Here is a 13254-nt window from a genome sequence, read left to right on the forward strand (position 1 = left end):
GATTTGCGGTGAAAATTATAATCCGTCATTGGTAGCGAAGTCGAAAGCTCAGTTTTCAGGGATTTGATTTTTTTTAAAAAGTAAGGAGTGAAAAGAAAGTGGCCAATCGAAGTCTTCAGTCATTTTATCCCGTAACTTCACCTAGTAAATACATCAGTCTTAAAATCAGGCTATTGACATTAACTCTCAGATTTACTTTTCTCAGCTATCCTGAGAACTCTATGAAGCATCTGTACACTCCGCGTGCAAAAGCAAAAAAGCCTGAGATCAAATCCCAGGCTTGTCAGTTTATTTTCTAGTTCGAAAGTTCACATCGTATAGTTCAACACTTTCTCTGATGATTCGCATCGCATCTTCTTTGCCGAGGAAGTCTTCTACTTTTACTTCCTTGTTTTCCAGTTTTTTATAATCCTCAAAGAATCGATGAATCTCCTTCATCAAGTGTGGAGGAAGATTATCAATATCATCGATATAGTTCACAGACTGGTCGCCAGCAGCTACGGCAATGATCTTATCATCCGCTTCGCCACCATCGATCATTCTCATCACACCAATCACCTTGGCCTCTACCAGACACATAGATGGAATATCAATCTGAGAAATAATCAGAATGTCCAATGGGTCATGGTCTTCACAGAAAGTCTGTGGGATAAAGCCGTAGTTTGCTGGATAATGCACCGCTGAGAAGAGTACACGGTCTAGCATAAGCATCCCGGTTTTCTTGTCCAGCTCGTACTTCCCTTTGCTACCCTTAGGTATTTCAATTACACCTGTTACGAATTCAGGGGCATTTTTCCCGATGTTGACGTCATGCCAAGGATTAATCATAATATCTTGAATTAGTTAATAAAAAGTGAAGCTTTTCACAAAGCTCGTGCAAAGATAAGGTTTAGCACGAAAATGCCCAGAAACCACTACTTATTTCATACTTGGCAGCGTGACTTTAAAAGTAGTTCTCTCTCCAAAGACGGATTCCATGTCAATTTTTCCGCCCATTTGCTCTACGGCTTCTTTGACCATATAGAGCCCTAGACCTGTTCCCACATTCTTCTGAGTAGCCCGAGAAAACAAATTAAAGACATCTGGATGATGCTTTTCTTCTATCCCTATTCCATTGTCTTCTAAGGTAATACTAGCCTCAGATTCAGTTACATCTATGCTCAACCTTATTTTTTGTCCACTTTGGTCCACCTTCTGAAATTGGACTGCATTGCTAAAAAGATTATTGAGGATCACCCGGATTTTAGCATCATCTGAGAAAAAAGCATGCTCTTGATTGATCTGTATATCAATCTGAATATGATCAATTGCAAACTTTTCTTCGTAAGCCATTACTTGCTGCTTGACAACATCTCGAAAATTGATATCGGAAATCTTATGGTCCATTTTAGTAGATCTATAGAAATCCAGCATTTTGTAGATATAATCATCTAGCTTGCCTATAGCGCTATCTATCATATCAAAATACTCTCCTGACTCAGGGTCTTTAAGTTCCATTTTGGCCAACTTGGACACCCCCGATATACTCATCAAGGGGCCTCGCAACTCATGAGACAAACTATACACAAACTGGTTCATCTCAGAATGCAACTTTTTGAGCTTCTGACTTTTATCCTTAAGCTCGCGCCTCATAAAAAAAATATCAGCAGCATTTTTAATTGAATTTTTAATCTGCTCAATATTCCATGGCTTATCAATAAACCGATATACCTCACCCTTATTAATAGCATCGATCACGGAGGCTATATCCGAATATCCCGTCAGTAGAATTCGGATAGGATCAGGATTGAACTTCATAAGTTCCTCAAAAAACTCCGTGCCCGTCATACCAGGCATTCTCTGATCAGCTATTACTACATGGATATCTTCCTCCTTGGCTATTTTCAAGCCCTCATAAGCATCTATAGCGGTATAGATTTTGAAGTCTTTTCTTAAGGTCGCCCTGAAAGATTGAAGATTATTATCCTCGTCATCTATATACAGAACATGGATTTTATGATTCATAGCGCTCAGTACTTTGATATATAGGAAGGGTTATTTTAAAAGTGGTTCCCTTGTTTTCTTCTGTAATTACTTCTAATGTCCCCTTGTGATTTTCAATAATAGAATAAACTATTGATAGACCCAAACCTGTGCCTTTCCCTACCGCCTTTGTCGTAAAGAAAGGTTCAAAGATTCGCTGCTTCACATGCTCAGGCATCCCAGGGCCATTGTCAATAATTTCTATCGTAATATCCTCTCCTATTGCTCTGGTCCGAAGCACTATTTGGGGATCAACGATGGAATCAATATGGTCAGCCAAAGCATGAACAGCATTGTTAATGATGTTCATAAATACCTGATTGATTTTCCCCGCTAAGCACTCCACTAATGGCAATTCGCCAAAATCACGAATAACCCGGATTTTGGTAGGCATGGTACTATTGAGTAGGATGATCGTACTATTTAAGCCATCGTGAATATCTACTTTCTTAACATCTTGTTCATCTACTCGAGAAAATAAACGTAATCCTTTCACGATTTCCACAGTTCTTCTAGCGCCATCATCCATGCCCTTCAGCAACTGATCTACTTCCGTCAACACATAGTCCAGTTCCAAATCCTCCTCCAATTTTTTGGCTGCCTTTTGTGATTCTAACGTAAACTCTTTGGTGGCAGTGGTTCTATAAAACTCAATTATCTCCATAATATCGTTAATATCTCGCTTCAGAGGCATGATATTAGAACTTACAAAGTTGATTGGATTATTAATCTCATGAGCGATACCGGCAGTGAGTTGACCTAGAGAGGCCATTTTTTCTTGATTCACCAACTGACTCTGAGTGTTCTGTAGATTTCGAAGAACCTGCTCTAGTTCATCAGTTCTGATTTTGACTTTTTCCTCTAGGACCGTATTCTGCTCACGCACCAGCTTCTCATTTTCCGCTAGGACAATTAATAATTCTGCCTGCTCCCTTTCCTTTTCTTTCTTTAGGATATTAATCTTATCTGCTAGCGCAAATGAAAGCAACAAGGTCTCGAAAACAGAACCAAAAGTGAAAACATAATTAGTGAAAAAATTATGTGGAATGATGTGCATGTCACTCAATAAAAAAATGATCATGCTACAGATCAACAAGGACCAGGAAATCAAAAAGAACATGGCAGGCCTATATCCTTTGCGAAGGCTATAGGATGAAATAAAGAGTAAGTAGAAAGGCACTATTCCCAAAAACACCTGCAAAAACCTAAACTTCAATTGCCCAATTCCGAAGTCAAAAACAAAGGATGCCAATATGAAAACGTAAACAACAATAATAATAAGCCCAATGTGATAAATTCTAGAATTAAAGAACTTGGTTTTCAGAAACACTAAGGAGTAATAAATCCCCACAATATTTACTAAAGCTGTGCTGATGTAAAAGCCGTATTCTTTAAGAAACAAGCTGGAAGGCCATACAAATACATCAATATAGCCTCCTAGAATGCCTTGCGTCAATCCTACAAAAAAGATATAGCTGATGTACAATCCATACAAATTATCCTTGGTAGAAATCCAAAGGAATAAGTTGTAAAAGAACATCGCCAATAGAATTCCAAAATAGACTCCAAAAATAAGATTGCGTTCATTGAGTGTCAAATACTCTTCACTATCGCTATGCAATTCAAATGGCACATTCACATTCCCAAAACTCTTGATTCTTAAGTTGAAGGTCAATGATCCCTGATCGGAAAGTTTTGCTAAATTAAAAAGGGTGTTGAAATCATTACCGTCGACATACACTCTCCCCATCTTCTTGATCAATTCTCCCTTCGCATCATAGACTTCAATCTCATTCAGCATGGGATTACTTAATGAAAGTACAAGATTCTTGTGCTCTCTTTGACCTTCATCAATTTTGATTCTTACCCAAAAACTGGCATCCGAATATCCCAAGGACAGGTAATTAACCTTAGAAACACTAAGCTTGCTATCTGGCACCGTCAAAAACTCCTGCACGGTTTGAATTTCATCCCCCTCTGCCGTCCAGCCAATAAAATCAAATTGGCCTGTTGGTTTCTCAGAACAGGAAGCCAGCAATAAAAAAGTTACAAATGCGTATAAATATTTGATCATACTACGTAGGAAGTATAAGACAGCTTCACATGTCTTCCTCTATAATTTTCTTCTATTATTAGCGTATCATTTTCTCTAATTTGAAAAATAGAATCTCGGTGATCCTGCGTAGTCATGGGCAAATTCACGGCATCATACATTTTCATTGCAGTAGCTATTAAATCCAATTTGGGGTAATAGAAAGTCCCATTGTTCCCCACTTGAGTCAACACCTCATAGCCCATTTCCAGCCCCAATTTTACTGTGACCGGAGCAAACAAGGCATAAAGCGAAGTTAACTCAAGTTTAGGAGTAAGTGCAAGACAAGCTTTGGACATAAAAATAGCACCTATTCCCATTCCTGTGATTTTTCTGGAATTCCACATACCACAAATCTCTCCGGTACCAGCATCGATATCCTTCTCTATCACTTCCTTGATACTACTATCCAACTCTTCTATCGCTTCTACCATTGGTAGCGGATATGACGAGTTAGCTTTATGAATTCTAGCGCCTCCGTAAATCAAACCATCTTCATCCGACTCCACGATTACCACGATTACATCTGGATTATTCACCCATGAGTTATTGGCGGAAGTAACTTTCTTTACACCAATGCTCTCGAGCACCTGTCTATGCCCTTCTATAAATTTCTGACACCTTTCGGGATCATTAATCGCTCTAAATGCTATTAATTTAAACATCAGAATTACAGTATAATCAAACTAGCTGAAACATCCCTTCTTAAGGCTCTCACAGATGGCGCACTTACCTTATTTATCCTTACCATAAATATCTCTTCTCTGCTTAGATCTTTGTTTAGGATCGTATTGAGCTCATTTTTAAATTGGAATATTAAGGCTTTCTCATCATCTGTAAATCCAGTATTTGATTCACGCATCAATCTATGAAAAATAAATAATGAAGCCGAAACTGGCTGAAGACTATAACCTAATAAATTAGCTTTCATCCAGACACGCTGAACTGCTGCCCCTACCTTCAAAAAGGATTCTGGCTTGTATTCATCTGCCTCAAACATTAAAACAGCTGAAGCAGAAAGTAAGGTTTGATCTGAAATCTTTGCCAAACCATGGCCCAAATCATTTTTTCTGAAAAACTCAACAGTTCCAGGGTCACGGATAAGTCCCATAGCAGCACGTTCCGGTTTTCCCATTTCAAGTGTGGCAATATCAATACCATCTTTGCTCTCTTCTGCCTCTTGCTCCGACCAGCGGATTTCACTGATAAAGTCACGATACCCTTGCTCATGCAGCAAACGTAAACGATCCATTCCCCCTACTATTGGCGCCAATTTCTTAAGGTCTTCCAACTCGTCAATCAGTTCTAAGCTCAGCCCCTCTACTTCTGCGAGAGACTGAAAAGCAAGAAGTGTTTCAGGCTCAATCAATTCTCTTTCGTCATTTTTACGATTAGTACATCGTAAACCAACTCCCTTTACCAAATCACCATTAGGATTGGAAATCGGTGTTTCAAATTTTGAATTAAAGATAATCGATGCGATCAACTCTTCCTCAAAATCCTGAATATGATGCTGAACTGATAAATCTATACCCATATCCGCAGCTACAAGCTGGATAATCTCCAATGCAGCCCCAAATGCGAGTAAGGATCCCGTACCCAAGTAATCCAGTAGGGACTCACTTTTGGCTGTATCATGAACCAAATGCAAGACTCCGCTCTGATCAAAAAGCCATTTCCATGGCTGTGAATTCCCTCCTGAGGGTGCTGAATTTGCTTTTTCTATCAGATACCTTAGCTCCGGCTCCGAAAGTTTGTATGCTGAAACCAAGTCTGTATTTGGCAGCAAGGCGATAAAATCATTATCTGTTTTAGGTGTTTTGGCAACCTGAGGAGCTGATTTCTTATCCTTAGCGATGATCTCGTCCAAATCAACGTAATATCTACCCGATTCTACTTCCTCGCCAAGCAGCAACTTTCTAGAAGCATTTGCTACGGTAGCTCCTCCCAAATATACTGCGGAGGCCAACTGCGGCCAAGATGAAATCGACTGACTTACTTCTAGCAAGGAAACTTTCATTCGCGTAGAAATGGTACTTAAACCTATGATCTTCAAGCCCATCGGAACTTTCTGCTGATTACTCAAATTTTTGAGATCCGAATAATTAAAGTTTCCCATCAAGCCATGAAAAATCTCTCGAGAGGGTTCCTGGTCAAAGCGCTCCACATCTAACATTCCGCGATCCGAGGTCTCCATAAGGACGGGGATTCGCTTAGCCCTAGCTCTTTCTCGGGCTAGCACCTTGATGTCTAGACTATCACACTCGTCTATCAGTAGGTCTAAGTTTCCTCCGTCGGATAAAAATCCCTCGATATTAGATTCACTTATCCCATCTCTAAACACTGTGATTTTCAAATAAGGATCTATTTCAGAAATTTCTCTTGCAGCCAAAACAACCTTCTCCATACCCAAATCAGTAACTCCTGCTTTGATTCGATTGAGGTTACTCAGTTCCAGAGTATCAAAATCTGCGAGTCTCATTTCACCGCAGCCTCGTTCAAGCGCAATAGCATAAGCAATGCTTTGGCCTACAGAGAGACCTATTATACCAACTTTCTTTTTACTGAGCTCCTGCTGCTCCTGTGGCGTGATTTTGTAATTATTTCGCTGAGTCCTTACTCGAATAAAATCCTCTTCAGGAAGTAAGCGGATCAGCGCTTTCTTCCACGGAAAGTAAATCCAATTACCATATCGGTCTTTTTCATGATCTATAAAAAACTGATCGACCAAATTTGTCAATTCCTGATCAGAAAATGATTTGGAGGGATTAACGGCTTTGATCAATTCAGCTACCTGAATATCCAATTGATCAACTACACGAACATCACTACTATTATACAACTCCTTGAAAACCAATGAGTCCGAATAATCTAAAGGGTGAAAGATTACTGGAAACATCTGATTTTCAAGATGAAACTGTGAACTACTAAACATTGTTTCTTATCGGGGGTGATAAAGTGCAGCAAAGGTAATCCATTCAACTATAAGTCCAATATTTTGATCTGTTTTATAACAATGACTTAAGATAGTACAATCAGCGAAGAGACTTGAAGTGGAGTTTACTTTTTTTTACGAAAAAATATTCCTTGATTGTAGTGTATCGATAGTTTTTAGACAAATTTGTCGGATGGAAATTAAGTCTCAGGAAAAAATTAAAATCTTATATGTAGATGATGAAGAAAATAATCTTCAGGCATTCAAAGCCACGTTTAGGAGAGATTATCAAATTTTCATAGCAATAGATGCTAATGAAGCTAGGGAGCTTCTGAAAAATGAAGAAGTAGATATTATTATTACCGATCAACGGATGCCAGGAGAAACTGGCGTGGAATTCTTGGAATCTATTATTCCTATTTACCCCAAACCAATCCGTATACTCTTGACAGGATACACTGATATCCAAGCAGTGATAGACGCTATCAACAAAGGACAGGTTTATCATTATTTGACCAAACCTTGGGAGGAAGACTACCTAAGAACAGTGATCAAAAATGCTTATGAAATCTATCTGCTTCGGAAAGAAAATGAAAAATTGACTAAAGCCCTGATCAAGTCAAATGAGCAATTGGAGTTTATACTTCGTCAAAACCTGCTTTCCTAACCTAGTACCTAGCGGCAAGCAAAAGTTGTAATTCCTTATGACTGATCCCAAATTTTCTCCCCAAGTAAGCATTCGTCAAACTCCCTCTATAGGTATAGACTCCTCTCAAAAACCACTTATAATTGAATATCATTTCCTCAGCGCTCCTCAAGTCCGCCATTTGCAGGATAATGGGAGTAAAAATATTACTCAAGGAATAGGAAGCAGTTCGAGCGACGCGTGAAGCAATATTAGGCACACAATAATGTGTGATATCGTGAACTTGATAGACAGGTTCATCATGGGAAGTCATTCTACCCGTCTCAATACAGCCACCCTGATCAATCGCTACATCTATAATGATACTGCCATGCATCATATTGGCAACCATTTCCTCTGACACCACTATTTTATTTCTGCCTTTCTCCGCTCGTAAGGCACCTATAACTACATCTGCCTCCGAAAGTGCTTGGTTGAGACTGAAATTATCTATGGTAGAAGTATAAATCTGCTGACCAAGCAGCTGCTTGAGTCTACGTAGTTTGTAAATATGATTGTCAAAAACTTTAATATTGGCTCCTAGGCCCAAGGCAGTTCTTGCTGCATATTCCGCAACAGTACCTGCTCCTATGATCACAACCTGTGTAGGCGGAACCCCAGTCACTCCTCCCATAATCAAACCTTTACCATCATTTTCACTAGAAAGGTATTCTGCCGCAATTAGCATAACCGTACTTCCTGCGATCTCTGACATAGCACGAACTACCGGCATCCCTCCTACCTTGTCCTCTAAGTATTCAAATGCTACAGCAGTGATCTTCTTTCTATTGAGTGTTTGGATAAACTCCTGACTTTGTCTTTCGAGCTGCAAAGCTGACATGAGGCAACTTCCCTGTGTCATGTACTCTAACTCCTCTTGGGTAGGTGGATCAATTTTGAGCACAGTATTCGATTCGAACACCTCTTTCTTTGAACTCGTTACTTTAGCGCCAGCATCAGAGAAATCCTGATCCGAAAACTTCGATTGCAAACCTGCTCCAGCCTCCACAACTACATTGATCCCATTGTTGGTAAGTAAACCTACCGATTCAGGGGTGATAACAATTCGTTTTTCTTGGGGAGAACTTTCTTTTGGAAGTCCAACCACCAAGGAATGATCACTTTTTCGCACCTGCGCTGGCGATTCTTTTGGGATCAGTCCCACGGCTGTAAGTTGATCAAGTTCAGCTGGCATCTTGGATGTGTTGTAGGTTCAGGGTTCGTTGTGTTTCCGTATCATGACTGATCCGAATTAGGAGAAATTTCTCTGGCAAAAATGCAGCAATTTTCTCAGCCCATTCTAGCCAGCAATAATTTCCACTATAAAAATACTCTTCTATTCCGATATCCAAGGCTTCTGTAGGGTCATCCATTCTATAAAAATCGAAGTGGTAAAAAATATCACCACCTTGATTTTCATAATGATTGACAATGCCGAAAGTAGGACTACTAACCTGATCGCTGACGGAGAAAGCGTTGGAAAGCGCCTTGATAAGCGTAGTTTTCCCGGCTCCCATATCACCTTGAAATACCCATACTTTTTCATCAGCAGCAGCTTTTATCACAGCTTTTGCCGCCTTTTCTATCTCATCTAGCTCGTATGTGAACTGTGTCAAATGCTCAATTATTTGGGTGACAAATGAACGATCGGAATGATCATTTCCTCCAAAGATACGCCTCCATGCTGAAAGGTATCCTTATAGAAGTTCACATAATAATTGTAATTATTGGGGTATGCAAAGAAATAATCCTCCACGGCAAACACATAGGTAGAAGATACATTCAATCTGGGCAACTTGGCATCTTCAGGTTTTTTGATCTCAAAAACTTTCCCTTGCTCAAAATTCAAGTTTTTTCCTTGCTTGTAGCGTAGGTTTGTAGTTACGTTTTTATCACCAATGATTCGGTAAGGTTTATTTACACGCTTGGTTCCATGATCAGTCGTAATGATAACCTCAGCTCCAGCATCATGGATTTTTTTCAATAGCTCAAATAAGGAGGAATGCTCAAACCAACTAGAAGTCAAAGATCTGTAGGCAGACTCATCTGGAGCCAATTCCCGGATCATCTTCATATCAGTTCTCGCATGCGAAACCATATCCACGAAATTATAGACCAGCACATTCAGATCATTTTGAAGAAATGTATGAAACTGCTCCAAAACAGCTTTTCCTTGATGTGCCTGAATTATTTTGTTATAGCTAGACTTGATCGGAAGCCTGTTTTTTTCGAGGTTTATTTTTAGCCACTCTTCCTCAAAGTTATTTTTGCCTTCATCAGAGTCCTCATCCTCCCAGAAGTTGGGATAGAATCTCGCCATGTCCATAGGCATCATCCCACTGAAAAGAGCATTTCTGGCAAAGGCCGTTGTGGTCGGCAAAATACTATAGTAAGTCCCCTTGTCCTTTATATTGAAATAAGGAGAAATAATTGACTCTATATCTTCCCATTGGTCCAATCTGAAATTATCAATTACAATAAAGAATAGGGGCTTCTTCTCTTTGATGTGTGGAAAAACTTTTTTCTTCATCACCTGATGAGAAAGCAGAGGTTTGGTTGGATTTTTTTCCTCCATCCAATCCAAGTAATTCTCTTTGATAAATTTAGAGAAATTGGCATTTGCCTCGATTTTCTGCGATTCCAGCACAGGAAGCATGTTTTTGTTCTCTGTATCATCGATCTGCATTTCCCAATAGGTCAACTTCCGATAGATGTCCGCCCAGTCCTGATGATCTTCTGCATCATCAAAGGCCATGCTTATATTCATGAAATCTTGCTGGTAACTCTGGGTAGTTCGCTCATCAATTAACTGCTTATTCTGAAGGAGCTTCTTCACAGAAAGCAAAATTTGGCTAGGGTTGATCGGCTTGATCAGATAATCGGCAATCTTCCCACCAATAGCATCATCCATGATATGCTCTTCCTCACTTTTGGTAATCATCACCACCGGTACCTGCGGTTTAATCTGCTTGATTTGCTGCAGTGTTTCCAGTCCAGTCATTCCCGGCATCATTTCATCCAAGAAGATTACATCAAAGTTTTTCTGCTCTACTTCTTCGATGGCATCCACACCCGAATTGACCGTAGTGATGGCGTAGCCTTTCTGTTCGAGAAATAAGATGTGTGGTTTGAGCAAATCGATTTCATCGTCTGCCCAGAGTATGTTGAATTTTTGAGACATTTCAGGTTCCGTTTCTTTTAAAATTATAATTACTTTTGAGTCAAACAAAAAAGGCCTCCTTGAAAAGCCAGAAGATATTAAACGACCCCGTTTACGGATTTATCACGATCCCTAGCGAGTTGATTTTTACGATTATCGACCATCCTTATTTTCAACGATTGCGGAGAATAAAACAACTGGGTCTGACTGATTTTGTCTATCCCGGTGCACTCCACACCCGATTTCATCATGCGATTGGGGCAATGCACTTGATGAGCATTACGCTAGACAATCTACGAATAAAAGGTACTGAAATCACAGACCAGGAATATGAAGCTGCTTTAATCGCTATTCTTTTGCATGACATTGGGCATGGACCTTTTTCGCATGCCTTGGAATATAGCTTACTCAGAGGCATTCCTCATGAAGAGCTCTCCCTTTTGACTATTGAACTCCTCAATCAGGAGTTTGGTGGCAAACTAGACCTTTCTTTAAGAATATTTAAGAATCAATACGAACGCAAATTCTTTCATCAGCTGGTTTCCAGTCAATTAGATATTGACCGGCTAGACTACTTACAACGTGACTGTTTTTTCACTGGAGTATCAGAAGGAACCATCGGAGCGGATCGCATCATCAAAATGATGGATGTGAAAGATGATCTGGTAGTCATCGAAGAAAAAGGGATTTATTCTATTGAAAACTTCCTAAGTGCGCGGCGCTTGATGTACTGGCAGGTGTATTTGCACAAAACCACCGTCAGTGCCGAGAAAATGCTAATCAAGCTGATACAGCGTGCGAGATTTCTACGTCATTCTGGCACTCAATTCACAATCACTGAGGAGTTTGATTTCTTTTTGAATCAAAACTTATCTTTAGCGGACTTCCGAACTAATCCAGACTATTTGCGCTTATTTCTCGAAATGGACGATTTCGATATTTGGGGAGCGGTTAAGCTTTGGAAAAATCATCCTGACTATGTACTAAGAAACATATCTCAAATGTTTTTAACACGTAACCTTTTTAAGGTAACCTTGAGAAATGAAGTTTTTACGCCAGAGGAAATTGAACGAGCTAAGCAGAAAACTATTTCTAAGCTTCAAATACCAATCGAAGACATCGATTATTTCTTTTCCCATGGCGCCGTAAGCAACTATGGTTACCTGGTCAAAGACAGAATTAATATTTTAACAAAAAAAGGAAAGGTAATTGATGTAGCTAAGGCTGCGGACTTACCAAATATAAAAGTCATGAGTAAAATCGTGGAGAAACATTATGTATGTAAAGCCAAAAGCTTAAATTTAACTTATTAACTCCGTTTATAATTGTTTATGGAATTTACCCTCGGACAAGTTGCTTCGATTCTTGAAGGAAAAGTAGAAGGCGACGAAAACCAAAAAGTTTCTCGATTGGACAAAATCCAAGAGGGCAAGCCGGGAGGCATAAGTTTTTTGGCGAATGAAAAATACACTCCCTTTATCTACGAAACGGAGGCCACAGCGGTCATCGTCTCAAATGACTTCAGCGCAACCAAAGAATTCAAAACGAATTTAATCCGCGTTGAAGATGCTTACAACGGATTCACCAAACTGCTAGAGGCTTATGCCATGATGATGAAAAGCAGTATTGTGGGTGTGGAAGAGCCTTCATTTATAGATCCTAGTTCTCAGATTGGCGATCAGGCTTTCCGAGCTGCTTTTTCTTACATCGGCAAAAACTGTAAAATAGGCGAGTCGGTGAAAATCCACAGTCATGTCCATATTGGCGATCGAGTACAGCTGGGCGATCATGTAATCATACATGCCGGTGCAAAAATATGTGCTGATACCATCATTGGAGATAATTGTGAAATCCACCCTGGAGCTGTAATTGGCTCTGATGGCTTTGGCTTTGCTCCACAAGGCGATGGGACCTACAAAGCCATCCCGCAGATAGGAAATGTAATCCTAGAAGACAATGTCAGTGTGGGAGCAAATAGCACGATTGATTGCGCCACGATGGGATCTACATTAATTAAAAAAGGAGTAAAAATCGATAATCTGGTACAAATCGCTCATAATGTGATCATAGGCGAAAATACAGTAATCGCATCCCAAACAGGAATTTCTGGATCTACAGTAATCGGGAAAAATTGCATTATCGCAGGGCAAGTAGGAATAATAGGCCATTTGAATATAGCAGACAATACCACCATAGGAGCCAAAACAGGCATTATTAAGGGAATTAAAAAGCCTGGATTCACCCATTTTGGCTATATCGGAATGGACATGAAAAACTTCCTCAAGTCCTATTCTATTTTCAAAAACCTGGAAGGGATGGAAGACCGCATAAAAGAACTAGAAAAAAAGCAGTAAATTTGC

11 protein-coding genes are annotated in these 13254 nt (G+C 39.7%); 3 read left to right on the plus strand and 8 right to left on the minus strand.

Going from position 1 to position 13254, the window contains the following annotated elements:
• Positions 1-288: 288 nt before the first annotated feature.
• The 5 genes from LV85_RS11895 to LV85_RS11915 form a co-directional block, all read right to left on the minus strand.
• Positions 289-828, minus strand: coding sequence for an inorganic diphosphatase (locus LV85_RS11895; RefSeq protein ID WP_111319660.1), 540 nt, complete (start codon positions 826-828; stop codon positions 289-291).
• A gap of 90 nt (positions 829-918) precedes the next feature.
• Positions 919-2004: a hybrid sensor histidine kinase/response regulator gene (locus LV85_RS11900; protein ID WP_111319662.1), complete on the minus strand. Its 1086-nt coding sequence runs from the start codon at positions 2002-2004 to the stop codon at positions 919-921.
• The gene (locus LV85_RS11905) at positions 1994-4096 is read right to left on the minus strand and encodes a sensor histidine kinase (protein WP_111319664.1); all 2103 of its coding nucleotides are present in this window, start codon (positions 4094-4096) and stop codon (positions 1994-1996) included. The genes LV85_RS11900 and LV85_RS11905 overlap by 11 nt, the downstream gene beginning before the upstream one ends.
• The gene (locus tag LV85_RS11910) at positions 4093-4779 is read right to left on the minus strand and encodes a hypothetical protein (protein ID WP_111319666.1); all 687 of its coding nucleotides are present in this window, start codon (positions 4777-4779) and stop codon (positions 4093-4095) included. The genes LV85_RS11905 and LV85_RS11910 overlap by 4 nt, the downstream gene beginning before the upstream one ends.
• A gap of 5 nt (positions 4780-4784) precedes the next feature.
• A complete protein-coding gene (locus LV85_RS11915; RefSeq protein ID WP_158531179.1) occupies positions 4785-7013 on the minus strand; it encodes an Rv1355c family protein in 2229 nt (742 codons plus the stop codon).
• Positions 7014-7242: 229 nt separating this feature from the next.
• Here LV85_RS11915 and LV85_RS11920 point away from each other — a divergent pair, with 229 nt between their 5' ends.
• Positions 7243-7716: a response regulator gene (locus tag LV85_RS11920; RefSeq protein WP_111319670.1), complete on the plus strand. Its 474-nt coding sequence runs from the start codon at positions 7243-7245 to the stop codon at positions 7714-7716.
• 1 nt (position 7717) lies between these two features.
• On the opposite strand, the gene LV85_RS11925 is transcribed toward LV85_RS11920, so the two are convergent.
• The 3 genes from LV85_RS11925 to porX are packed head-to-tail and all read right to left on the minus strand — an operon-like array spanning position 7718 to position 10915.
• A complete protein-coding gene (locus tag LV85_RS11925) occupies positions 7718-8929 on the minus strand; it encodes an alanine dehydrogenase (RefSeq protein ID WP_111319672.1) in 1212 nt (403 codons plus the stop codon).
• Positions 8919-9350 carry a tRNA (adenosine(37)-N6)-threonylcarbamoyltransferase complex ATPase subunit type 1 TsaE gene (gene tsaE / locus LV85_RS11930; RefSeq protein WP_111319674.1) on the minus strand — a complete coding sequence of 144 codons (432 nt, stop codon included), beginning with the start codon at positions 9348-9350 and terminating at the stop codon, positions 8919-8921. The genes LV85_RS11925 and tsaE overlap by 11 nt, the downstream gene beginning before the upstream one ends.
• A gap of 8 nt (positions 9351-9358) precedes the next feature.
• Complete coding sequence (gene porX / locus LV85_RS11935) at positions 9359-10915, minus strand: T9SS response regulator signal transducer PorX (protein WP_111319676.1); 1557 nt, start codon at positions 10913-10915, stop codon at positions 9359-9361.
• Between the two features lie 59 nt (positions 10916-10974).
• Here porX and LV85_RS11940 point away from each other — a divergent pair, with 59 nt between their 5' ends.
• On the plus strand, positions 10975-12207 hold the full coding sequence (locus LV85_RS11940; RefSeq protein ID WP_111319739.1) for an HD domain-containing protein: 1233 nt from the start codon (positions 10975-10977) through the stop codon (positions 12205-12207).
• Between the two features lie 18 nt (positions 12208-12225).
• Positions 12226-13248: a UDP-3-O-(3-hydroxymyristoyl)glucosamine N-acyltransferase gene (gene lpxD, locus LV85_RS11945; RefSeq protein ID WP_111319678.1), complete on the plus strand. Its 1023-nt coding sequence runs from the start codon at positions 12226-12228 to the stop codon at positions 13246-13248.
• Positions 13249-13254 lie beyond the last annotated feature (6 nt).

Source organism: Algoriphagus chordae, from assembly GCF_003254055.1.
Classification (GTDB): Bacteria; Bacteroidota; Bacteroidia; order Cytophagales; family Cyclobacteriaceae; genus Algoriphagus; species Algoriphagus chordae.

Bases quoted from the DNA above. Each gene is read 5' to 3' on its own strand.
- LV85_RS11905 (WP_111319664.1), bottom strand. From the start codon at position 4,096: ATGATCAAATATTTATACGCATTTGTAACTTTTTTATTGCTGGCTTCC.
- LV85_RS11915 (WP_158531179.1), bottom strand. From the start codon at position 7,013: ATGTTTCCAGTAATCTTTCACCCTTTAGATTATTCGGACTCATTGGTT.
- porX (WP_111319676.1), bottom strand. From the start codon at position 10,915: ATGTCTCAAAAATTCAACATACTCTGGGCAGACGATGAAATCGATTTG.
- LV85_RS11910 (WP_111319666.1), bottom strand. From the start codon at position 4,779: ATGTTTAAATTAATAGCATTTAGAGCGATTAATGATCCCGAAAGGTGT.
- LV85_RS11925 (WP_111319672.1), bottom strand. From the start codon at position 8,929: ATGCCAGCTGAACTTGATCAACTTACAGCCGTGGGACTGATCCCAAAA.
- lpxD (WP_111319678.1), top strand. From the start codon at position 12,226: ATGGAATTTACCCTCGGACAAGTTGCTTCGATTCTTGAAGGAAAAGTA.
- LV85_RS11895 (WP_111319660.1), bottom strand. From the start codon at position 828: ATGATTAATCCTTGGCATGACGTCAACATCGGGAAAAATGCCCCTGAA.
- LV85_RS11900 (WP_111319662.1), bottom strand. From the start codon at position 2,004: ATGAATCATAAAATCCATGTTCTGTATATAGATGACGAGGATAATAAT.
- LV85_RS11920 (WP_111319670.1), top strand. From the start codon at position 7,243: ATGGAAATTAAGTCTCAGGAAAAAATTAAAATCTTATATGTAGATGAT.